The organism is Leuconostoc holzapfelii (genome assembly GCF_012396485.1).
Classification (GTDB): Bacteria; Bacillota; Bacilli; order Lactobacillales; family Lactobacillaceae; genus Leuconostoc; species Leuconostoc holzapfelii.
In genome coordinates this window covers 129,510-153,686 of record NZ_JAAXPO010000003.1, presented here as the reverse complement: position 1 = coordinate 153,686, position 24,177 = coordinate 129,510, and the positions used below count along the sequence as shown (strand labels likewise).

Here is a 24,177-nt window from a genome sequence, read left to right as displayed (position 1 = left end):
GCTTACTCCTTTTCTGCATGGTTTGGCAGTGCTTTAATGGCTGCCATTTCAATTTCTAATCCGTTGATGTAACGTGTCATAAAGGCTTCAAAGCCTGCCACATCCTTTGGATCAGGTGACAATGTTTCTGAGACGCTGTCGGCAAAAATGTGATGATCAAGGAAGTCATTTAATGTCTGATTAGGAGTCTTTTGGGTGGCATAAAGTGCCAAGACGGCCATGCCCCAAGGCCCCCCTTCACCGGCATTTTTCATGACCGTCACATCTGTTGCCAAAGCGGCGGCTAAAAGTTTTTGGGCCACGACTGGGGTTTTAAATACACCGCCTTGGGCCACGATATTATCTGTTAACACCTGTTCATCCGCTAAGATGCGCATCCCAATCTTAATGGCGCCAAAGGCACCAAAGATGTTAAAGCGCATCAAATTCCCAATGGTCAATGGTGAATCGGGTTGACGCACCAACATGGGGCGCCCTTCTGGCACAGCGGTAATATTTTCACCAGAATAATAGCCATACCCTGATAAACCACCCGCATCTGGTTGGGCATCGTTTAACGCCGCATCAAACAATACTTGGTAAAGTTCACTAGTCGTTAATTCGTGCCCCGTCTTCTGTGCAAATTCAGCAAACAGCTTCGCCCAAGCGTTAATATCTGAGGCGGAATTATTGGCATGCACCATGGCCACTGGTAAGCCCGTTGGGGTGGTGACAATGTCGATGTTTGAATACACATGCGACAAGTTTTTTTGCAACACAATCATTGAAAAAATGGAAGTTCCGACCGAAATATTCCCCGTGCGCTTTTTAACACTGTTAGTTGCGACCATGCCGGTCCCGGCATCACCTTCGGGTGGTGCAATCAGTGACCCGGCTTGTAGATCACCCGTTGGATCAAGTAACATCGCACCGGCTGCCGTTAACGTTCCCGCAGGCATACCGGCTGGCAGTGGCTTAGGTAAGATATCGGCAATGTGCCAACGATATTGTTGCACTGCTTTCAATGCGTTAAACTTTGCCAACATGGCTTGGTCGTAGTTTCCCGTTGTTTCGTCAATTGGAAACATCCCTGAAGCATCACCAATGCCTAAGACACGCTCACCAGTTAATTGCCAGTGCACATAGCCTGCAAGCGTTGTGAGATAAGCAATATTTTTCACGTGTGATTCTTGGTTCAAAATCGCTTGGTAAAGATGGGCAATACTCCAACGTTGCGGAATGTTAAATTCAAATAACTTCGTCAAGCCACTCGCCGCTTCTTCAGTAATGGCATTACGCCACGTTCTAAATGGCACTAAGAGCGCATCTTGTTGATCAAAGGCTAAATACCCGTGCATCATCGCCGAAAAGCCCATGCTCTGAATGTGGGTAATTTTCACGTGATATTTTGTTTGTACTTGTTGTTTTAAAGCCAGGTAGGCTTGTTGTAGACCTGACCAGACATCAGGTAAGGCATAGGTCCAGAGACCATCATTAAAATTATTTGTCCAGTCATAACTGCCCGAGGCGATCGTGACCCCATTTTCCGTGGTTAAAATTGCTTTAATAGTCGTTGAACCAAATTCCACCCCCAAGGCCACTTGCCCTGTTGTGATGGCATCTTGTATTGTTTTTGAATCCGTCATATTTTTTCTCCTAGGCTTTGACAAAGAAAACGCTAATCAGCGTGTGTTGATTAGCGTTTTCGTCTTGTACGGTCAACCGCATTAACGCTTGATTCCTTGCGCTTCAATTTCTTCCAATGACTTACCGTGTGTTTCCGGTACGGCATACTTGACGAACAAGACCGCAATAATTGAGATCACACCGAAGATGGCAAAGACTGAAGCTTGTGGCATCGCTGCTGTCATGATTGGGAATAACAAGCCAACGGCAAATGAGCCAATCCAGTTAAATGATGAGGCCAAGCCACTGGCACGACCACGAATGGCTAATGGGAAGATTTCACCCACCAATACCCAAGTCAATGGTGCCCAAGTAAAGGAATAAAAGGCCACAAAGATTGATAAGAAGACCACAATCAACATTGGTGGGAACTTATCTGCGCCAACCACCATGTTCAAAATTGCTGGCATCAAGAATGACAAAGCCATCACTGTACCACCAAGCATCAACAAGGTGCGGCGCTTAAACTTATCCGCAATCGCCATGTACAAAATGGCACCAAGGACTAAGATAACCCCTTGCACAATGGGCCAGATTAAGGCACTGGCAGCGGCTTGCCCGCTGGCCTTTTCAACAATTAAGGGAATGTAATAAAAGATTGCATTCGCTCCCATGAATTGTTGGAACGCTGCGACACCAATCCCGGCTGTGACCAAGTAGCGATACTTTGACGAGAAGAGGGTTGCAAACGTAATGTTTTTTTCTGCCCCTGCTTCTGCAGCAACGGTGCGTTGAATGTCGGCTAATTCGCTATCTACTTCATGATCTGGGCGAATATAAGTCAAAACCCGACGGGCATCAGCGAGTTGGTCGGTTTTCACCAAGAAACGTGGGGATTCTGGTAGGCGTAATACGCCAAGGAATAAGATAATTGCGGGTACTGCCGCCAACCCAAGCATCAAACGCCAAGCAATGGTGTGAGGCAACCCTTGTAGCAAATAGTCCACGATGTAAGATAGCAACATCCCTGAAACAATCATCAATTGATTCAAGCCAGATAGCCGGCCACGTGTCCGGGCTGGTGCCATTTCTGACATGTAGGATGGCACCAAAGCCGACGCCGCCCCGACCGCAAGTCCAAGTAAGAAGCGTGCGCCTAAGAGCCAGGCAACCCCATCATTAGGTGACATGCCGGCTAGTAAAGCGCCGATGGCAAAGATCACAGATGATGCCAAGATCATCCGACGCCGGCCGAGCTTATCTGATAATTGTCCCGCCATGGCGCCACCGACAATGGCCCCCAACATCAAGGTTGAAGTAATCCAACCAATCGTGCCGGCATCGGTTAAGTGCCAGTCGCGTTGCAAGAATGGCAACGCACCGGTCATCACGCCAATGTCATAACCAAAGAGGATGCCACCAAAGGCGCCGAAGAAATAGATAAAACCACTCGAAATTTTTTTAGTTGGTTGATTTGTCATGCGCCCATACCATTACTTAATGTCCACATAGGTCAATTCAAACATGGCAGCCAAATCAGCCAATTGTTCAGCATCAACCCCGAAGCTCAATGTCGTGTGGTGACCACCACCAACCGTCAACCAGCCTTCAGCACCGTGCTTCAAGCCAATCTTTGGTGTCCAAAGTTGCTTGGCAACTGGCAAGAATGGTGTTTCTGCTTCTGGCTTGTTACCAGTGACGTCATAGCTAATCAACTTAAATTCATCACCGTAATCCGCCAAAGTGACGTCCACGGCGTCACCTGTACGACCCGTGAAGACGAGGCGGGCAGGATCATCCTTGCCACCAATGTCTAGGGGATGCACTTCAACACGTGGCTTGTCTGACGCAATCGTTGGATCCACTTCAAGCATGTGTGAACCCAAAATGGCTTCATGCCCTGGCCGCAAATCCAATGTGTAATCTTCCATAAAGGCCGTTGCTTGGTTGTGAGAAACGATTTTAAGCAAACGTGTGAGCGCTGCAGTCTTCCAGTCCCCTTCACCAGCAAAGCCGTAACCTTCGGCCATCAAAAGTTGCACGGCCAAGCCAGGCAATTGTTCCAAACCAACTAAGTCTTCAAAGTTAGTCGTGAATCCTGAATAACCCTTGTCATCCATGAATTGCTTCAAAGCCAAGTATTCGCGTAATTGATACTTCACATTGTGTTCAAACTTATCTGATGAATTTTGACCTTGAACATAATCATAGCGGTCTTGCAACGTGACATAGAGTTGATCGACGTCAGCTTGATCCACTGCTTCGACATAGGCAACCAAATCACCAACACCCCAATAATCAACTGTCCAGCCCAACTTGATTTGCGCTTCAATTTTATCGCCGTCAGTGACCGCAACGTTACGCATCTTGTCAGCGAAAGTCACAATTTTAATCTTGAAGCTTTCGTTGTAAGCTACCGCAACATCCATCCACTTACCAATTTGTGCTTGGATTGCCGCATCGCCCCAGTGACCAAAGATAATCTTGTTGTGCTTGCGCAAACGAGCGTTGATGAAGGCATATTCGCGATCACCGTGCGCTGATTGGTTCAAGTTCATATAATCGAAATTAATCGTGTCATAAGGGATCGTGTTTAACATTTGCGTTGCCAAGTGCAAAAGTGGCTTGTTGAGTAATTGTGTCCCGCGAATCCAGTTCTTGGCTGGTGAAAAAGTGTGCGCCCAAGTAATCACACCGGCCACGGTGTCATCGTAATTGGCCGCTTTCATCGTTGCGGTAATATTATCAGCCGTCACCCCGACTGTCTTGAATTCAATCGGATAAGGCAAGGCATGTGATGCGTTTAACTTATCGACAATTTTGCGGGAGTCCGCTTCAACTTGATTTAATACTTCTGGCCCGTAAAGAAATTGTGACCCCGTGACAAACCAAAACTTATAATTTTCCATATCAGTCATTTTTAAATCCTTTTCTCATCTTATGTTGTGTTTTTGTCGTGTATAAGCATCATCAGGCCAATTTATCTAGAATTTTTGATTTCTGAAAACGTTTACAAGCACATGATAGAATATTTGTCCGTATAAGTCAACACGTTTAAATTTCATCATACAACTAAATAAGACAAAAAAATAAAGCCTGACGCGGGTTAACGCATCAAACTTAGGTTTAAAAATAGATTTTCATTGTTACCGAATTCACAACTTCGGGATTAAATGTGACATGTCTTTGACCGACTCACGTTCGATAATTTTGGGTGCATACATGATAGATTTCACTTTGCGATGCTTAATGCGTTGGATTAATAAGCTGGCGGCATCTTGCCCCATGCGCTCTTTTTCATGCGACATCGTGGTCAAACTTGGCGTGAGATAACGTGAGAGTTGGAAATCGTCAAACCCCATCACCGAAATATCTTCTGGCACCCGTAAGCCCAAATCATGGGCTAAGGCAATAATTTGAATGGCCAACTGGTCATTATAAGCAATAATGGCCGTGGGCCGTTGGTCGGCACTTCTCACCAACATATTGTTCATGTGATGCAGGACTTGCGTGATTTCATCTGACTTGTAGATGACAGGCGTGAACTCTGTAAGTAATTCGGATTGTTCTTGGTAGGCCCGCATGTAGCCGTCAAGCCGGTTCACCCCTTGGCGATCATCCACTTGAAAGGCCCCAACAATGCGCTTATGCCCCTTATCCATCAGATATTTTGTGGCTTCGTAGATGGCGGCTTTGTCATCACTCACCACCGACACACTGTCAAAATTAGGATAAGTTGCGTTAATGAAAATCATCGGCACGCCACTATCCCGTAACTTTTCATATAAGTCGATATTTGGCGTTGACGTAGCGCTGCGGGTTGGTTCAATAATCAATCCGGCCAAATTTTGACGCATCAGGTTAATCAAGGCAATGCGTTCACGCTTTGGTTCATTATGCGTGTTGGCTAAGATGAGTGAGAAGCCGTTTTCACTAATCACGTGATCGGCCCCATCAATAATGGCGGGAAAAATATAGGACGCAACGTGGGTGGATAAGATGCCAATCACGCTGGGTGCTTTCTCTTGCTTGCGCTTCTTTTGCCAATCGGCCACAAAGGACCCACCGCCTTGGACACGATAGACATAATTTTCATTTTCCAAATCAGAGATCGCCCGCCGAACCGTGTACCGGCTCACCGAGAAGGCCGCCATCATTTCACTTTCAGTGGGTAATTTCTGCCCCTTGACTAAGTCGCCATTGATAATTTGGTCTAGGACGTGGTGCTTTAAAATTTCATATTTAGTAGGCATACAGTATCCAGTACACACGTGACAAATCATCGCTCATTTATCACGCCATTTCCTTTACTTGTCATGTTGTTAAAACTTACACAGTTATTCTAATAAATTGTACCACTTTTTCTACAGCCGCTTGCGTTTTGACAAGCTTTTTTAAAGTTGTTGCAACAATGTAAAAAACCACCCCTAATCGCACAAACACATCCCCGAATGCGCCAATCTCCACTTGTAACAATTGGTCTAGCTGTCAACGACCCCAAATTTTGCTATACTCGTCGTAAAGTCCCAGTAACAAAGGAGTCGTCTATGGTTTCGCAAGCTGAATTGGCTTTAGCTGCCGCCCTCAAAAATTTGGTCAAGCACCAACCGTTAGATAAAATCACGATTGAGGCCCTATCTGAAACGGCCCACGTGAATCGCAATACCTTCTATTATCATTTCAGTGACATCTACGACTTGTTGAAATGGACGTTTGAACATGATGTCATCTTGCAATTACAAGGCGATTTGTCTGCCAAAAATTGGTCGGAAAAATATGACTTAGCCCTCACCTACGTCATCGATAACCAGCAACTTTGTCTCGAAGCGCTGCATTCCCAGCGTCGCGACTTGTTGGAGAAGTTCTTATTTGAGCTTTGCGCACAAATGGTACACAGCGTGTTGCTAACCATTGACGATACGATACCCGCCGATTTATCAGCTGATCTCATTGATTTTTATGGTAGCGCCATCGCTTCACAAATCATTAAATGGCTCATTACTGACTGTCGCGCCCCAAAAGACTTACTTGTCACGCGCGCGACTGCTATTTTAGATGGCACCATTGAGTTCATCACCGCCAAAAATCAGCCATCTGCATTTTAGGCAAATCCCACATTTCGTCCAACGACATCACCAGCCCACCCATTTATAATAATCACATAAGGACTTGCAAGGGCAAGCCACTTGGATTAGAAAGGTGGAAATTAAAATGAAAAAGTCAGTTAAAGTTGCTACGGTCATCCTCGGTTTAGGCGCTATTGCGCTTGGTGGCGGCTATGTCGTTAACAAGCTCGCCTTAGGCCAAGCCGATGATTATGATGCTTACGAGAAGTACAACAGCTAAGCAAACAATGTGATGTGCGATGAACGAAATGGAGATTTCAAATGCGTAAAAATAAAGCAGTTATGATTGGGGCGGGTTTGGCCAATATGGCCGCCGCCGTTTATCTCATTCAAGAAGGACATTGGCAAGGCAGCGACATCACTTTTTATGCCCTTGATCAACACGGTTCAAATGATGGCGAACCAACCCATGAAGCGACCGATGATTATTGGAATAAAAACCATCCAATGAGCAACACCAAAGGCTTTATTGCCCGTGGGGGTCGAATGCTCAATTATCGGACCTACGTTGACTTGATGGACTTGCTCGATCGTGTGCCTTCAATGACGGAGCCTGGCTTGACTGCCGCCCAAGATACGCGTGACTTTGATGCCAAGCACCCCACTTATGATAAGGCCCGCTTGATGCAAGGTGGCCGTGGTATCTTAGATGGTGGAAAATTAGGCTTAGATAATCTGGATCGTCAATTATTGACCCAACTCATCCTCATGCCAGATAGTGAAGAAACCAAGCTCGATAATGTGACCATCGCCGACTACTTCGCCGATGACCCCCACCTCTTCCAAACCAACTTCTGGTACATGTGGGAAACAACCTTTGCCTTCCGGACACGCAGTTCTGCCCAAGAACTACGCCGCTACATGCACCAAATGATCTATGAATTTACCCAGATTGAACATTTGGTCGGCATCAACCGCACACGGTATAACCAATACGAAAGTATCATGATGCCCCTTGTCAATTATCTCAAGGACCAAGGCTGCCAAATTATTTTGGATCGCCGCGTGACAAAATTTGACTTCAAGGATTCAGCAATGACCGATGAGATCACAGTCACTGGTCTGGAAATGGTCAATACGCAAACAGATGAAAAGGAACATGTTGATATCGACGCAGACACTGGCGTGATTTTCACCAACGGTTCAATCACTGATTCGGCAACCCTTGGTGATTATGATACCCCAGCCCCTGAAAATATGGATTATGGTGCAGCTTCCAGCCTTTGGCGTCAAGCCGCCAGCCAATTCTATAACTTGGGTAATCCCGATAAGTTCTTTAATGACCGTGATGCCAGCGAATGGCTATCCTTTACGCTAACCACCAGCGATCATCTCCTCTTAAATGAAATCACACGCATTACCACCCAATTACCGGGCAATGCGTTGAATTCCTTCTTATCAACTGAACCGATCACGCCATTGGGCCAGATTGATGTGGACATGTCAATTGTCGTCCACCATCAACCTCACTTCACAACTCAAAAGCCAAATGAAGCCGTTATCTGGGGTTACTTCTTGTATCCACGCCGCCAAAGCCCACTCTTTGGCAAGCCATACATGGAACTGACCGGTCGTGAAATGTTGCTCGAACTCATCGATCATTTGTCACAAGTGGATCCAGGCCCAGTAAATATTAAAGATCACGAAGCCAAAATTTTGGACAGTGTGGTGAACAACATTCCGGTCTACATGCCTTATGCGTCAGCGTTATTTAATAACCGCGCCAAGCTTGATCGACCAGAAGTCATCCCCGACCATTCAACCAACCTCGCCTTCACCGGTGAATTCGTTGAACAGCCTTATCAGATGATCTTCACTGAGCAAAGTGCCGTCCGTTCAGGTGAAATTGCCGCCTATCATTTCGCTGGTGTGCCCATGTCAAAACTTGTGGATACACCGCGTTACGACCGCGACTTGCCAACCTTACTCCGTGCGGCCAAGAAAATGTTCTCATAAAAAAAGCTGCCTGATGGCAGCTTTTTTACTTGGGCAATTTTAGCAGATGCTGTTGGCCAAAATTTCGCGTAATGGTGGCAAAGTAATTGCTATTTTTAATCGTGGCTTTATTTTGTTGGTTGGGGTCGCCGATTAAAAATACCCGTGTGTCATGTGCTTCAAAGTAGCGCTGAATGGCATGGACATGGCGAATTGATAGCCGCTGGGCATCATCGACAATCACCACATCATAGTGTCGCATCCGTTGGCTCTTAATCTTCTTCAAAAATTGCCGCTCGGGTAAAATATACCAGCCATATTGCCGTTTTAAGGTGGCTTGGGCAGCATTGAGCGCCCCAATATGCACCAGTAAGACAGCATGAGACGCCCGCAGTGTCTGCACCACATCATAGATCATCAATGTTTTCCCGACACTCGTGGCTGTTTTCACGGCGTATATCCCTGATGAGGTGGTGGCGAGCAGTTGGACTTTTAACGCCTGTTGAGGCTGCATCAAGCGATACTGCCCTTTTAAGAAGAATGACAGCTGGGTGAACGGCGAGACGGTATAACTTTCCGGCTGCAAGACCACGGCTAGATTGGGGAAGCCGACACTTTTAAACCCCATTACTGCTTGAAAAAACGGCGACTGGGTCAACGTTGTGTCATGAGTTAAGGTCATGTGTTCCAGGTCACCGGTCGGCGTGAGTGTATAAAGGCGATTGGCATCAGAATTATAAGTGTAGAGCTGGACATCGGGTGTGATTTGCGACAGATAATAGTGGTTGCTGACCAGTTGTTTACGGACTTTATCTTCAGGATAGTCGGCATCACTTTTTAGCTCAATGTTAATGATCCGACGATCGGAAGACACCAGTAGTAAGTCAAATTCCTTGCTAATCTGTGGCACGTCATAGCCGACATAGACATGTTTGAAGGCAGCCAGATTGCCCGGAAAGTATGTGAGCAGTCGGCTTAAGCCAGTTAATTCCTGATCGCGAATGGTGGTATTGCCCAATTGCTTGAGATAAGCCCGTTGGGCGACATGATCATGTAATTGCGCGAGCTGATATAAATTTGCCGCTTGAACGATTGGTTTCCGCATTGTATCCCCTGCAAAGATTATGACCTGTTGATACGTTAAGTATACCAAGCTTCGGGTAACAAAAATAGACATGACGTTTTGACAACGTCATGTCTATTCAATTACGGTTCGTGGCGATAACCTGTGGCTTGCACCATACGTTGAAACCATGCCAAGCCGTAATAAAAACATGTGTATCAGGTGTATTATTGGTAAACTAAAAAAAGCAGAGTTTGCTGATGATACACATTGTGTTGGTTTTTGACTATCCTGTCCCTTTTACACTGTGTCATACGATTACTTTCAGTATATCAAAGTTACTCGAGATAAAAAAATACTTGGGCTGGTCGCATCAAAACACTCAATGCAATGAAACTCACTACTTGAGCACGGCGTAAATCACCGATAAACCGCGACAAATAACTGGAAAAAATGTATAAAATAGCAGAAATTAGTGATAAAACAATACATGATCCAGATCGTTGGAAACAGCGGCCGCCACATCATGTCGACAATAAATTGTAACCGACCGCACACCAAGAAAATAATAAGTAAGCCCAGCGCGCAAAACCGCACCTTGCTGGTTAATTGCCACACTTTTTGAAATGTTGGTCTGGGATTGATGGCAAAGTAGCCAGTAATCAAAATGAACAAGTCCACCCCAATCTTCCCAAAAATTTCTAAAAACTGTAACCACACCGTATTCGGTTGCACCGTATGCACTTCGTTGCCAATAAAGTAACCCCAAATGGCAAAATGATGCACCGTAATAAATGCCATTGCGACCAATCGTAATAGCTCAATATTTGAATTTCGCTTAACCGTTAACCCAATCCCAACGCTCCCATCACGTTTTCACTATTATTTTTATTATACGTGATTGTGCATGGGTTGTCTTAATAGACTAAGAAATGAATACTCAATTTTAACTATTCTTAAGTAGTGCATTTATTCTTGAAAAAACTAAGTTAAAAAAATATTTTTCTTCCTTAGTCCAGGAAAAAATGATCACAAAAATAATAATAGATGTTATAAATACTAGAATTGACTGAGAAAAAAGTTCAACAATTCCTTTTGAATACGTACTAATTCTATTTAAATAAAAGTAGATAATAGTTATGGAGAAAATAAAGGTTAAGAAGTATAGAGAGTACATCTTGACATACTTTTTCATACTCGACTTAAAACCATGTTTAAACAGAATCAATGGTTCCCACCAAATATTTATAAAAATATTATTTAATATGGATCCAATAATAACTGCATTAATTCCAAGTGTTGTTGTCTGAATTAGAATCAAACTTACCACTAAATTAAATACTGCTTCAATTAAAGACTTCCATCTCATTGGCCAGTATAGTCCGTGAGCACTAATAAAGTTTAATGATGCTTGACGCATTTGGATAATAAAAAAATTTAGCACAATTAGAACTATCGTTAAAAACTTAAGCTCGTAACTTTTTCCAATCCACAGTTTAATAAATGGGGTCAATATAACAATTAACGTTATGCCAGTCGTATATGATATGAATGCCACAACGTATAGATACCTATAGAATATTTTCAACTGATGGTTAATGTTAGCCGTCACACCTAAATTACCCAAACTAGAAACTACAGCAGAAAGCATTTGACCCATCAGCGAGCTAATTCCAGAAATGACTAACATGTAATTAGAATACAGTCCAACTGTACTTAATCCAATGAATTTTGAAATCAAAATATTATCTGTCCCTAATACAATAATTGAACCAACTCGTGAAGAAATTGTTCCAAAAATATTTTTTTTCATATAACTAACAATTTCATTAGAAACCTTGGCATCTTTATGATCAGTTAGATAGGGAAATATTTTATTAGCTGTTATCGTAATCGAAACGTTAGATATAATTGTAACTATAATCTGCGCAACCAAAAAAAATAAAAAATTATGTGTCTTTAATAATATAATGATTTGTATTATGGATAATACAATCATAAATATCCCACGATTAACTGAATCAATATATCCTTGTTGATTTGCAATCAGCAACGACCTCATATACGTAAAGAAATACCCCACTACTGTGTTTAAGAGAAAAAGTATAAACATTAGTTGCATCTGAGGAATCATTTGCCCATCTTTTACTATATCTTTAATAAAAAAAGATAAAAAAATCCCGACAAAAAGTATTACGACTCCAATGATATTATAGGTCTTCTTAAATAAATTCATTACAGCGCCGACACTATGATGGTCATTTTCTGCCAATGGCTTATATAATGAATACGTAATTGCAGATCCTACACCTAACTCTGCAAAAGACAGAAATGAAATAAGGTTTGTAAAGAGACCTTTTGCTCCTAAATACTCAACACCTAATGTTTTAATAAATACTGTTTGCATAATAAATGTACTTATTAAAATGAGTAATTGCATAATAATAGCAACCGATGAGTTAACCACTGATGCGGACAAACGAGATCTTGATTCCATAGTAAAATTCATCCTATTCTTAAAATATGAGATAAAAAATAGATAAGACCATTAAAACAGACATACATATGAATGTTTATCTTAGTTATATAATATACATTTTTTTGTATAAAATGTAAAAACATAGTTACGTAGAATTTTTTCCATCAAAATGACTAAAAAACTCTCTTACGCCACACACTTCGAATTATTATATAAGTGATATTAACTCATATTAAAATCTTGATCTAAGTCTAAGCATTTTGTTTTTTTAACCTCTTTAATTTACACCACTTAATTACATCCTCCATTGATTTAAATGGGAAAGTCTCAATGATTTCCTTTTGTAACTATTCTAAATTACTTATTGGTATATATTGTTGTTAAACGCTTTCTATGATTAAATCATCGAGTAAATTTATAAAATCGTCAACCACTAATTTTTCTCGATTCGTTGCTGAATAATAATCATCATATTTAAAAAAACGCATATTGTCAGATATATTATATAACGCATTAGGAATCTTGTATGAATCTGAGATAACTAAGCCATGTAAGCTCGAACTTAATATAAATGATGCTGAAGAAAGTTTTTTTATCACTTTTTCAGGTTCCTCTCGTACATCTACTATTTCAAATCTTTTATCGTCATAAAATTTTTGAAGCTTCTCATCATTAAAATCTTCAAAATGTGGAACAATTAATATTTTTTCTATTTGATTTTGTTTTGGAATCACGCTAGATATGATCTCCAAGTACTAGATTACCTTGTAGACCCATTATTTCTTGTGATAGTCTTCCTCTTACAGAAACTATTTCAGAATTAGGAATACTAGTATTTTTATCCAGGTTTAACATACCACTTCCCCAAAAGAAAGTAATGTTGGATAATCAACGGCATTAACCGATCACCAAAATTAGAAGTGTCCTTCCAGTAATAGTATCGAAGTGGTCCCGTTAATCCATCATTCACTGAAGCATTACAATCTTTGTTTGATATCATCTCTCGAAGAATTAAATCTCTAATCTTTTTAAGATTATTTTACCTAACTAGGGATAATTAAATATAAATATTACGCAAAAAACTAATCATAATTATATATTTAATCAATCTTTCAAAAGGTAATGCTGAAATTATTACCCACTTCTCTTGCTTGTATTTTTTTAAAATTTCTTCATATTGTTTTCGTGCTTTAATATAATTTGGGTCATTACTTTTTTTTAACTTTCGAATGGCCGAAAATCGAAAACCGAGCATTAATGCCCAATGCAATGATAATCGTCGGGCATCATAAATTTTGTTTTTTTTCAAAAATTCTATTAGACTCATTTGGTTCTTATAATTGGATTCAAATTCATCTCCATGATACACAGTTGTTGCAGTCCCAGTGTTATATGCAATATAGTGATATGTCATTTCTTCAGAAATATTAGCAGATTTAACATGATAGAAGTATCGAAAGTTAAAATCCAAATCCTCTCCCATTCTGATAGTTGGGAATTCAATATCATTATCTTCAATAATTGATCTCTTATATACTTTATTCCAAAGTGCATGTAACAACTGTTCATCGAACAAATTCATAAATTGATTCAAGAACCCGGCCTGATGCATCCACCCGACTTTTTTAAATTTCGGTTTGAATATAACTTGTTTAGTAATGTCTTGTTCACTTACAAATGAAAATATGCCTAAATCCGAATTTTGAATTAAATCAATTCCTAATTGAATAAAATTTTGTTCTATATAATCATCAGGGTCAATGAACATGATATATTTTCCATTAGAATTTTTTATACCAAGGTTTCTTGCTTTGCTTACACCACTATTCGATTGATAATAATATTTATAGTTTATTTTTGTTGATTCGATATTTCGAATAATTTGAGCTGATTCATCTGTTGACCCATCGTCGACAAAGATAACCTCAAAATCTTTATTTGACTGTTTATATAGAGAATCAATTATCCGATTTAACGAATTAGAACTATTATATACTGGTATGATGATACTAATTTTACTCATTTTAACTCCTGTTTTTTTTTTGATATGTGATTTATTGTTTCAGTTAATATTCTCTCTAATTTTGGGATTTTAAGTCGCAAATTCAAACTTATTTTACCTAGTAGACTTGCTTTTACATTGGTACCCCATGTCTTATGAAAATGATGAATACCAACTGTTTCACGGCGCACACTGCCCCCGCCCCAAAAATGCAATGGTGTAAGATAGGTACTTTTTAATACAATCGCATTTCCAATCATCTGTGTTTGATTTTTAACTTTGAGACCCCTTTCTTTAAAAATACGAGAAATAATTGCAACATTCGTTAATTCACTGAGATGTTCACTATCAAACTTTAATCGTTTGTATGCTTCCAGCTGTTCTGCCACAAGCTCAGACTTTGGTTCAGCACCAAATCCACTACCTGTATTGACCTCACCTGAATTTTGTAACCCATATACCTCACGATATTTAGAAAAAATACTGAGTGGTTTTAATAATTCAACATCAGTGTCGAAGTAATACCCCCCAAATTCATAAATTACTGACAATCTAGCAACATCACTAACGAATGCCCATTTTTTTTGACTATACGCCTCTTTTGAGAAATTGATACTATCCACATCAAAATTTGATTCATTAATTTCAATTATTTTATAGTCAGGGTTCAATCTCTGCCAGTTCTTGATATTTTCAATAACCTGATCACTTTTTTGAGCTCCCCCAAACCAAGTATAATATATTTTTTTTGGAATCATAGCAACTTTCCTTACTCTTCCCTTCTTCTAATCACTCGTTTCAAATCGCTAATTAAAAGTTTTCTTGCATAACGGTCAAACATAGCTTGTGATATAAAATACATCGTCTTATAAATTACCAAAGGGTTCTTGTCAACAGCAAGATATAGTGCTTCTTTTCTAATTTTGGATATTTTTTTATAGTTCATTTTATCTTTTTCCGTAATTTTACTTGATTCCTCCATTACCATACTCACACTAGAGTTTGACAGTTGCCCTCTTTTATATAATTTCCGAATACTTTCAGAATTCAAAAACATTTCCAATTGATTATTTAGTGTTATTGAAGACGATCTGATCCTATAATTCAATGTTGGTTTTCCAAGTAGTCCGATTTTAAGTCCCGACTCTAATCCTCTCAAAAGAAAATCAAGATCTTCTGCATTATTAACCTCTCTATACCCACCTATTTTTCTAAACGCTTCTTTTTTTCCAAACCAAGTAGGATGTGCACCCAGATATCTGAATCTAATTTCATTTTCAAAATTATCTCCAATTAAATCTCTCTGTTTTCGAGAAATTATAAAGTCACCATTTTCATCGATATCTTCTACCGTACTTGTTACGATATCTAAGTCATGCTTTTCTAAAAAAGCCAGTTCCCTTTGGAACCGATCTGAAAAGGCAATATCATCAGCATCCATTCGCGCTATGAATTCTCCATTTGCCAGTTGAATTCCTTTATTTAAAGATCCCACAATGCCTAGATTTTTTTCATTAATAATTAAAAGTACATTCTTATTTTTTTTGAATTCAGTTAAAAAATCTACAATCTGCGTATTCTTAGGATTATCAAGAATCAATAGTAACTCAAAATTATTGTACGTCTGATTTAAGATTGAATTAATACTCTCTTTTATCCAAGATATTTTTTCATTATAAATCGGCAACAGTATAGAAACTTTTTTCATATCTTAATCCTTCTAATATTTTTATCGATTCACAAAATAGGATCCACTACTCATTCCATACCCAACCAACGTACAAATTATTGGAATTAGTACCAAATATATTCTTCTTTTTATAGAATCGTCTGTTTTATCTATCATATAAAAGGCAATCATCGGTGCTATCGTCCATCCATACATACCAACTCTATCAGAAAAAGCAATGAATGAGAATGCAAAAAAAGCCGATGCTGATCCTAAGTACTGTTTAAAAAGTAATTCGGATTTTAACTTATCAACTTCGTTTACATGTCTCAATAAGAAATTCAATGCAACAGCTAACAAAATACTAACTAATACAAACACATACTTGGATCCAGATCCATAGATTGCCTGCGTTGTAGGGTTCGTATATACATCATAGTTATCACTAAATAACGATCCAATTGATCCAAACAAAATTTGGTTTACATTGGTAATATCTAAAATTGCAAATATCCAAAATATTGTCCAATAATATTTAACGCTTATCACTTTTCTAGTAGCAATAGTTAATATCCACATTAAACATAAAATCAATGATGTTTGATGAAATGTAGTCGCCAAAAACACAAAAGCCAGGCTAATAATTTTAAATTTACCAGATTCTTCAAAATTTTTCAGTGCCCAAAGATAACCAATCATTAATATTCCAATAGCTAATCCTTGCCTTAGCACATTTGTAGCACCATTTGCAAAAAATGGGTAAACTAAAAAGGTTAATAAAATGATATCATTTTCTCGTCCTTTATTTATAAATCTAGAAATAAAATAAACTGGAATAATTTCTATTAAGAAAGTAACAATCTGAAATTCCAAAAAAGTTAATCTTTTAATATTTACGATCGACCACATAATAAGATTAAAGCCAAATTCTTTTTTTGAAATATACCGTGTATAAAAATCATGCCATGTTATATCTCTCAACGGCAAAAAAAAGTGATAATAGTAATTGAACTGATCTGTTCCCGATTTACCAGTATTTTGGTTTAAAATTATCTTTATAATAGCATACAAAATTATCATCAAGACAATTACAAAGTTTGTAGATTTTAAAACAACAATTTTGTCTGAATCTATGTTCATGACAAAGTACTTGACGACAATAATAAATAGTAAGAGGTATAAATAAATTATCATTTTTTAATTTCACACTTCCAAAAATAAGGCACTAATCAACTCGATCCACTGAGATACTTCTTTCAATTCATAATCTTATATTTCTAATAACTAAAAATAAATTACTAACTGATAGATTTTAATATCAAAATAATTATTTAGAAAAAATATTTTTTAACATGTTTCTGTAAACAACAGTCATCACATGTTAAAATGGTATTTTTTCATTTCTTTGTCCATTGCTTATAAACTTTTTTCATCGTCTCATCTACGTTCTTGATATCAAATTTTTCAAGAAAATCAAATTTTGTATCAAATTTTTTAGGTCTAGTTTCTAAATTTGCTAACAGGAGATTTTTAAGCTCAACTGCATTTTCTGGATCAAATGACTTTCCGTTAACACCATCTCGTAAATAATTAGATACACCACCTCTATTTGTTGCAATCAAGTATGTTCCATCTACAGTTGCATCCAGACCAGCTATTCCTAACCCTTCACGTAAAGAAGGAAAAATCGAAATATCACTGGCAAAATTAATATCATGGATATCATTTCGATATCCTAATAACTGAAAATGATCTGAAAAATTTATGTTTTTTGCCATATCAGTTAAAATTTGAACATTCGTTCCTGTTCCAGCAATTATGTAATAAAATTTTTGCCGTTCCTCCAAAGACATTAACCCTAATGCATCCAATACGATTTTATGATTTTTATTGTTGTTTAATTCACCAACAGATGAAATTAAAATTCCCTCCTCAGGAATTCCAAGTTCCTGACAAATCTTTTTCTGCGCATTTTTTTTATACGCTATCGGAGTTTCCCACGCCTTGCTGACATCAACACCAATACCATTTATCTTTGTTGTATACCTTGCATGCATGTACTTCTTTGCAATATCAAAATCTTCTTCATTAATGGTGATTAAAGTATCAGTAAAGAATGAGAAAAACCATTCAATCGGAAAAAATACAAGCCAGCCGCTCTTGGGTCCACCCTTAAAAAAATGGAAACCGTGCGCTGTATAGATAGCAGGTACTTTAAATCGCCACGCTACATATCGGCCTAAAATACTACCAAGTGGTGAATGAACATGAATAAATTTATAATTATTATCTTTGAATAACTGCTTAAGTTGTCGAATTGCAAGAATATTCCCTTTTATTGTCCCTAAGCGACGTTCAAAATCTACCTGATGAGCAATGACATCACTATCCTTCATCCATTCTTTGAACCGTTCATTCTCCTCAGGCGACATTGATCCTATTTTGATCATATTTGTTGCAACATGCACTTCATATCCCAGTTCCTGCAAGATTTTAATATTGCGTTGGTTAAAGTGCCGGATCATACTTGCTGTTGCACCGACCATCAAAACTTTTTCTTTTTCCTCTGATTGAGCCTTATATTCCTTTAACATAAAAATTACCGAGCCCCATGTCCTGTTAGTACGACTTTAATTGTCATCCATAGAATTCTGAAATCCATCCAAGCACTGACATGTTCTATATAATATAAATCATCAACTAGTTTTTCTGCCGGTGTCGCATCATATCCACCATTGACTTGTGCCCAACCAGATAAACCAGGCGTAATAAACAATCGCTGTTCAAAATTTGGTATATTTTTAGAAAATTCTTCCGTGAAAACCGGGCGTTCCGGACGAGGACCAATCAATGATAGATCGCCCTTCAAAACAGAAAATAATTGTGGTAATTCGTCAATACGTGTCTTTCGAATGAAACTGCCAACTTTTGTCACGCGCGCATCATTTTTAACTGCCCACATGGCACCAGATTTTTTTTCTGCATCTTGGAACATTGAGCGCAATTTTGTAATATATATTGGCTTTCCCATAATACCCACACGTTCTTGAGAGTAGAACATTTTTCCGGGTGTTTCTAATTTAATTAAAATACCAAAAATTAGAATTAAAATACTACCTGGGATTAAAAGTATCAAACTAACCACAACGTCGAAAAACCGCTTTAAGCCAAGATAACCACTAATTTTTGCGTTGTATCCACTTAGCTTTTGAATATACTCATACTCTTCCATTCTCAATCTCCCAGACTCTCCCAATAGCCCATTAACCCTGTTTTCAAAGTAAACATAGGATTATATCCATATTTTTGTAATTTATCAATTTGTGCTGCAGAATGCTTAATATCTCCCACACGCGGCGCAACATACGCTAAATTAAAGCTTTTGTCTGCTGCCTGTTCTAGAACAGACAGCGTGTCATTCAAACTAGCAGTATTTCCAGTCGCAACGTTGAATACCTGTCCCACCATTGCATCATTTTTCATGCCCAATTGCAAAGCTTGGACAACATCCTTAACATAGACAAAATCACGTGTCTGCTGGCCATCTCCATAGACATTAAACTGCACTTGGTTCTTTAATGCATTAGCAGCAATACTTAAAACACCAGAATATGGCGATTTAGGGTTCTGTCGTGGCCCATACACATTAAAGAATCTAAAGGCCACGGTTGGAATGTGATACAACTCTGAATATGACAAGACGAACCGTTCGGTCGCATACTTATCGATTGCATATGCCGTTGCTGGTAGGACTTCATCCGTTTCTACCTTTGGAACTTTTGGCAAGTTCCCGTACACTGCAGCAGATGAAGCAAATAAGATGCGTTTGACAGCAAGTTGATGCACACGAATCGTTTCTAAAATCACTAGATTCGCTTCTTGATTAACTTGATGGCTTTCATATGGACGCTCAATTGTATCAGCGACGCTGGCAATTGCTGCCAATAAATAAATGACATCAAATTTTTCTTTTAGAAGTAGCGCCTTCATAAATTCAAAATCTGTAATGCTTTTTTTGTAAAATGTGATGTCATCACTGACAGGCAGATTCTCCACCTTCCCCATCGAAAGATCGTCAACAACCGTAATCTGATCGCCAGCGTTGAAATGTTCTTCAACAACATGAGATCCAATAAAACCAGCACCACCCGTAACCAGTACTTTCATCTCTCAAATATCTCCTAAAAATTTTATCCAAATCAAACAACGCTTATTGAGCTACTTGGTCTCTCCATAACCATAGCCATACCCGTAACCATAGCCGTTGCCAGCCTTTTTCTTTTGGTTACGATCATTGTAGATAAAGCCTAGGACAGGGGCGTCGGCTAGCTTTAACATATCTGATGTCTTTTGCAAGGCGCCCTTTGTCGTTTGCCCGCCACTGACAACAACAGCGACGCCATCCATCTTACTGATCAAGACTTGTGCATCGGTTACCATCAAGAACGGTGGCACGTCAAAGATTACAAGATCATATTGTTGGCGCAAATCGCCAATCAATTCTGTCATGCGACCCGATGCCAACAATTCCGCTGGGTTTGGGGGGACAGGACCGGAAACAATCACATCAAGTGTGGCCATGCGTGTGTGATGAATAATTGACCCGATCTCGCTTTTGACATCCGCGAGATAGTTCGTCAAGCCATGATTATCTGTAATCCCAAAAGTCTTTGCGACCGTTGGTCGACGTAAGTCAGTATCGACAAGCAGCACCTTCTTACCTTGTTGCGCGTAGACAACCGCCAAATTAGCCGTTAAGGTTGACTTGCCTTCCGATGGTAGGGCAGAAGAGACCAACAATGTCTTCACATTGCCCTTGGCAACTGAGGCAAAGTCAATATTCGTCCGAATGGTACGGAATTGTTCAGATACCGGGTTCTTGGGCTCGGCGGCAGTGATTAAGCGTGCCCCCTGCAGCATTGTTTCAGTTGATAACCCGTCTCGACCTGTCTGATATCGCTTTTTAAAAAATGCCATTTTCACTCTCCTCTTAATCCTTGTTCAAACGGCTCAAGCGTGAACGTGGGTGCGTACTATCATGCCCGAAGTCATTATTAACTGTCACTGACATATCTACATGCTTCAACTTCTTAATATGACCAATAACCCCTAAATTAGTTAGGCCAAAGAGTTGGGCAACTTCATCAGGATTCTTCACAGTTGTATCAGACAATTCTTTTGTCAAAACAATCAGGAACGTCAACCCACCTAAGATAACAAGGCCAGCAAGCATGAATAATTTCTTATTGGGCCCTACAGGCACATTGCTTGGCTTAGCAGAATCAATTATTGACACATTATTAATCTTCATAAAGCCGCCAATTTTATCCTTGAAGGTATCAGCCACCGCATTCGCAACGACAGCGGCTTGCTTAGGATCCTTTGCCACCACATTAATGGCAAACACTTGTGAATCCTGTTGGTTGGCGATAGTAACCATTTTTTTAAGCTGATCAACGGACAAATTATAAGTCTTGTCTGATGAAACTTTGGTAATTTCCTTTTGTTCCGGTGTAACCAAGCGTTGCGTGCCATCAGCCAATGTCTTATACACGGCTGGCTTCCCTTCTTGGACAACGACCCGCTTCGGATGCTTCAACTTGTTCGAGACATCCCCTAAAACATTACTTGAAATCACGAGATTCTTATATGTGCTAATAATCTGCACATCAGCTTGTTGATCAGAGAGATTGACACCGGCTTGGGTGTTATCCGTTGATCGGTTAACCAGCATGCTGGTTGAAGCACTGTATGTTGGGGCAATGGCAAACTCAGCAATGCCAAAGCCCAGGCCTGCGCCAATAATTGCCATAAACAAGATGGCAAAGAGGTGCTTTCGGATAATCTCCCAAAGTTGGCGTAACTCAAGTACGTTATTCATGATTCTGTTAATCCTTTATTTCTTATTTTTTACTAAAAACCATTTAATATCCAACGTTTAACAATTGGTGATGGGATCGACCGTTGAATGGGTCGACCATCAATAATTGCTTCAGCATTAGCTTCATACATTTCACGACGTTCAACACCGTGTTCCCGCGCCAACTTAGCCAGCGCAGCTGCCAGATTGTAATCCCGATTAGGCAAGTCATGCGCATCGGAAACAAACACATGTGCTAAATGATGTGACACGATGGCTTCCGAGAACTTTTGTACCTTCTTACCAAAGGCACCGACATACGCACTGGCCGTGACTTGTGCAATCGCCCCACGTTCGATTAATTGATACAAAATCTCTGGTTGCGCCATGAGTTTGGTGTTCCGCTCAGGGTGCGCAATTTGCACAGTAATGCCCCGTTGCATGATATTAAAAATCATATCCGAACTAAAGGTCGGCACGTCATCATCTGGGAACTCCAATAGCAAGTATTGGTTTTGCTCATCGGCAAATAACACCTCATCTGCGTCCAGTGCTGCCATTAAATCCCCATTAATCCGTACTTCTTGTGAAGGAAAGACTTGTAATGGAATATTTTCCGCATCTAAGGCTGCTTGAAAACTTGCCGTCGCCAACAAGACATCTTGCTTACGGTTCTCATAGCGGCCATTCATATGATGCGGTGTCATCAAAATGGCCTCAATCCCCTCATCGACAGCACTTCTCGCCATGCGTAACGAAGCGCGCATGGAAGCTGAACCATCATCAAGACCTGGTAATAGATGACTATGTAAATCGATCATGCCCTCTCCTTAAACTGAATTTCATGTGACCATCAGACGGTTAATGTCCCATGGTCAGCCATTAACATATAGAATACCATACCACCGCTAAGTGACAATTATATTACAGATACAAGACAATAATTTCGAAATGTCATATTACAATATGAGCAAAGTTATTTTTTCTAATATAACTATTTTAACCCGCAATAAAAGCGAACGATCAAATAATCGTTCGCTTTTTAATCATTTTACTTTCCTTTTGTAAGAAAAAATTAAGATATAACCGACAATGGCGGCAATAACTAAGCCCGTCGCCACATCATTCCATTCACGCATGACGCGCATCGATTCCGGTGTCGGCCACTTGGCAGTCGTCATCACAAAGAAGGTCTGAATCGAGCGCCCTGCCTTCATGATAATCACTGAAGCGATAAACATCAACAAGAACTGATGCAAGATACTGCCGATATTTTGCAAGGTATACTTGACCCAGATCCGCTTATCGGCGGGAATGACTTCTTTATCGCTATACTCGCGGGTTAACCACCCGTTCAACGTCCCTTTAAACGTGCTGACGATGAACAGCCCGATTGGAAAGAGTGGCGTCAGCAAGATAATTAACAGGCCACCAACAATCCCAATGAACGAATCCCGCTTCACATGTTGCTTCAACATTGGAGTGAATTTAGGCGCCAAAACATTGCCTAACACATAAGGCAGATAGAAATAGAGAAAGGCTTGATTCCGCCCATAATAGGCGGCGGTATACAGTGAACTAAACAAGAACAGATAGTTCCCGACCGCCCCATTGATAAAGGTTAGAAACATCAAGTCATTGGAGATATGCCGCTGCACCTTATTGCGGAAGAAACTAATCAACACCACCCCGATTAACCCAATCAAGAAGAAACTGTTAATAAAGTAATCAAAGTAGATGGCGTTATTCAACAATCGGCTCGACCGCAACACGAACAATAAGATGAAGAATACGGCGAAAAGTATGGTATAAAGATACGACGCCTCTTCCATGTCATGGGAATCCACTTCATACGAATCGATAATTTTAATCGTTTGAAAGGACAACACATACATCACGCCATAAATGGCAAAGAAGACGAAATTTTTATAGTCAGATGGCAGCATCAATGACGCCCCAATTAACACCAAAATGAGCGCAGAAAACAGCCCCTTTGACGCCACACCCATCCCATTCTTCTTCAAATATTGCCCAATCACAGTATTAGCTGGTGGCAACCAAGCCCCACTAAGACCTAAGAAGAAGCCGGCAAAGACATAAGCGGGAAAGTAAAGCGTCCCGACCATGCCAAAGATACAGCCCAGCAGGCCACAGTATAGCGATATCCGCAGCAAGTTGAAACTATTGAGCTTCGTTTTAATCCCGCGAATGAAGAAAATCCCTGTCATTCGAAAGGTATAAAAGAGCACAAACGGCAACACCGTTAAAAACGTCTTACCATTGCTCAATTGCACCAATAACATAAACGGCAACACGATAATGGTACTACTCAAAATGGCCAGTGCCGATTTCCCAACCACCATAAACTTATTTTCCATGATTCCTATCCTATTGATTCTGTTGTCCGCATGCTGGCAAGCCAAATGCATGCGAAGAAA

The 24,177-nt window shown here is 39.8% G+C and carries 22 protein-coding genes; 3 read left to right on the top strand and 19 right to left on the bottom strand.

The genetic code is table 11. The annotated features are described in order from the left end of the window. Positions 1 to 2: 2 nt before the first annotated feature. The 4 genes from HF966_RS03650 to HF966_RS03635 form a co-directional block, all read right to left on the bottom strand. The gene (locus HF966_RS03650) at positions 3 to 1,625 is read right to left on the bottom strand and encodes a xylulokinase (RefSeq protein ID WP_168676359.1); all 1,623 of its coding nucleotides are present in this window, start codon (positions 1,623 to 1,625) and stop codon (positions 3 to 5) included. 81 nt (positions 1,626 to 1,706) lie between these two features. Beyond that, positions 1,707 to 3,086: a sugar porter family MFS transporter gene (locus tag HF966_RS03645; protein ID WP_168676357.1), complete on the bottom strand. Its 1,380-nt coding sequence runs from the start codon at positions 3,084 to 3,086 to the stop codon at positions 1,707 to 1,709. 12 nt (positions 3,087 to 3,098) lie between these two features. After that, positions 3,099 to 4,523, bottom strand: coding sequence for an L-arabinose isomerase (araA, locus tag HF966_RS03640; protein ID WP_168676355.1), 1,425 nt, complete (start codon positions 4,521 to 4,523; stop codon positions 3,099 to 3,101). 237 nt (positions 4,524 to 4,760) lie between these two features. After that, positions 4,761 to 5,858: a GntR family transcriptional regulator gene (locus HF966_RS03635; protein WP_168676353.1), complete on the bottom strand. Its 1,098-nt coding sequence runs from the start codon at positions 5,856 to 5,858 to the stop codon at positions 4,761 to 4,763. A gap of 294 nt (positions 5,859 to 6,152) precedes the next feature. On the opposite strand from HF966_RS03635, the gene HF966_RS03630 reads away from it, so the two are divergent. The 3 genes from HF966_RS03630 (at position 6,153) to HF966_RS03625 (ending at position 8,687) form a co-directional block, all read left to right on the top strand. Next, a complete protein-coding gene (locus HF966_RS03630; protein WP_168676351.1) occupies positions 6,153 to 6,710 on the top strand; it encodes a TetR/AcrR family transcriptional regulator C-terminal domain-containing protein in 558 nt (185 codons plus the stop codon). A gap of 106 nt (positions 6,711 to 6,816) precedes the next feature. Continuing rightward, positions 6,817 to 6,951 carry a hypothetical protein gene (locus HF966_RS08945; protein WP_281418510.1) on the top strand — a complete coding sequence of 45 codons (135 nt, stop codon included), beginning with the start codon at positions 6,817 to 6,819 and terminating at the stop codon, positions 6,949 to 6,951. 41 nt (positions 6,952 to 6,992) lie between these two features. Next, complete coding sequence (locus HF966_RS03625; protein WP_168676349.1) at positions 6,993 to 8,687, top strand: oleate hydratase; 1,695 nt, start codon at positions 6,993 to 6,995, stop codon at positions 8,685 to 8,687. Between the two features lie 25 nt (positions 8,688 to 8,712). Here HF966_RS03625 and HF966_RS03620 read toward each other — a convergent pair whose 3' ends face one another. From HF966_RS03620 to HF966_RS03550, 15 genes are all read right to left on the bottom strand, one after another. Continuing rightward, complete coding sequence (locus tag HF966_RS03620; RefSeq protein ID WP_168676347.1) at positions 8,713 to 9,771, bottom strand: AAA family ATPase; 1,059 nt, start codon at positions 9,769 to 9,771, stop codon at positions 8,713 to 8,715. A gap of 378 nt (positions 9,772 to 10,149) precedes the next feature. Continuing rightward, positions 10,150 to 10,530, bottom strand: coding sequence for a hypothetical protein (locus HF966_RS03615; RefSeq protein WP_168676345.1), 381 nt, complete (start codon positions 10,528 to 10,530; stop codon positions 10,150 to 10,152). Between the two features lie 145 nt (positions 10,531 to 10,675). Continuing rightward, positions 10,676 to 12,226 carry a lipopolysaccharide biosynthesis protein gene (locus HF966_RS03610; protein ID WP_168676343.1) on the bottom strand — a complete coding sequence of 517 codons (1,551 nt, stop codon included), beginning with the start codon at positions 12,224 to 12,226 and terminating at the stop codon, positions 10,676 to 10,678. Between the two features lie 362 nt (positions 12,227 to 12,588). Next, the gene (locus HF966_RS03605; RefSeq protein ID WP_168676341.1) at positions 12,589 to 12,942 is read right to left on the bottom strand and encodes a polysaccharide pyruvyl transferase family protein; all 354 of its coding nucleotides are present in this window, start codon (positions 12,940 to 12,942) and stop codon (positions 12,589 to 12,591) included. 323 nt (positions 12,943 to 13,265) lie between these two features. After that, a complete protein-coding gene (locus HF966_RS03600) occupies positions 13,266 to 14,231 on the bottom strand; it encodes a glycosyltransferase family 2 protein (protein WP_168676339.1) in 966 nt (321 codons plus the stop codon). Next, positions 14,228 to 14,968, bottom strand: coding sequence for a glycosyltransferase family 32 protein (locus tag HF966_RS03595; RefSeq protein ID WP_168676338.1), 741 nt, complete (start codon positions 14,966 to 14,968; stop codon positions 14,228 to 14,230). Before HF966_RS03595 ends, HF966_RS03600 begins: the two co-directional genes overlap by 4 nt. 11 nt (positions 14,969 to 14,979) lie before the next feature. Beyond that, positions 14,980 to 15,918: a glycosyltransferase gene (locus HF966_RS03590; RefSeq protein ID WP_168676336.1), complete on the bottom strand. Its 939-nt coding sequence runs from the start codon at positions 15,916 to 15,918 to the stop codon at positions 14,980 to 14,982. Between the two features lie 21 nt (positions 15,919 to 15,939). Next, positions 15,940 to 17,019: an EpsG family protein gene (locus HF966_RS03585; protein ID WP_168676334.1), complete on the bottom strand. Its 1,080-nt coding sequence runs from the start codon at positions 17,017 to 17,019 to the stop codon at positions 15,940 to 15,942. 257 nt (positions 17,020 to 17,276) lie between these two features. Beyond that, the gene (locus tag HF966_RS03580; RefSeq protein ID WP_246586646.1) at positions 17,277 to 18,473 is read right to left on the bottom strand and encodes a glycosyltransferase; all 1,197 of its coding nucleotides are present in this window, start codon (positions 18,471 to 18,473) and stop codon (positions 17,277 to 17,279) included. Between the two features lie 5 nt (positions 18,474 to 18,478). Further along, on the bottom strand, positions 18,479 to 19,111 hold the full coding sequence (locus HF966_RS03575) for a sugar transferase (RefSeq protein WP_168676332.1): 633 nt from the start codon (positions 19,109 to 19,111) through the stop codon (positions 18,479 to 18,481). Positions 19,112 to 19,113: 2 nt separating this feature from the next. Further along, positions 19,114 to 20,046, bottom strand: a complete 933-nt coding sequence (locus tag HF966_RS03570) for an NAD-dependent epimerase/dehydratase family protein (RefSeq protein WP_168676330.1) — start codon at positions 20,044 to 20,046, stop codon at positions 19,114 to 19,116. 51 nt (positions 20,047 to 20,097) lie between these two features. Next, positions 20,098 to 20,856 (bottom strand): CpsD/CapB family tyrosine-protein kinase, encoded by a 759-nt coding sequence (locus tag HF966_RS03565; protein ID WP_168676329.1) that lies wholly within the window; start codon positions 20,854 to 20,856, stop codon positions 20,098 to 20,100. 13 nt (positions 20,857 to 20,869) lie between these two features. Then, a complete protein-coding gene (locus HF966_RS03560; RefSeq protein WP_168676328.1) occupies positions 20,870 to 21,760 on the bottom strand; it encodes a YveK family protein in 891 nt (296 codons plus the stop codon). A gap of 32 nt (positions 21,761 to 21,792) precedes the next feature. Continuing rightward, the gene (locus HF966_RS03555; protein WP_168676327.1) at positions 21,793 to 22,560 is read right to left on the bottom strand and encodes a tyrosine-protein phosphatase; all 768 of its coding nucleotides are present in this window, start codon (positions 22,558 to 22,560) and stop codon (positions 21,793 to 21,795) included. Between the two features lie 225 nt (positions 22,561 to 22,785). Continuing rightward, positions 22,786 to 24,117, bottom strand: a complete 1,332-nt coding sequence (locus HF966_RS03550; protein WP_168676325.1) for a hypothetical protein — start codon at positions 24,115 to 24,117, stop codon at positions 22,786 to 22,788. Positions 24,118 to 24,177 lie beyond the last annotated feature (60 nt).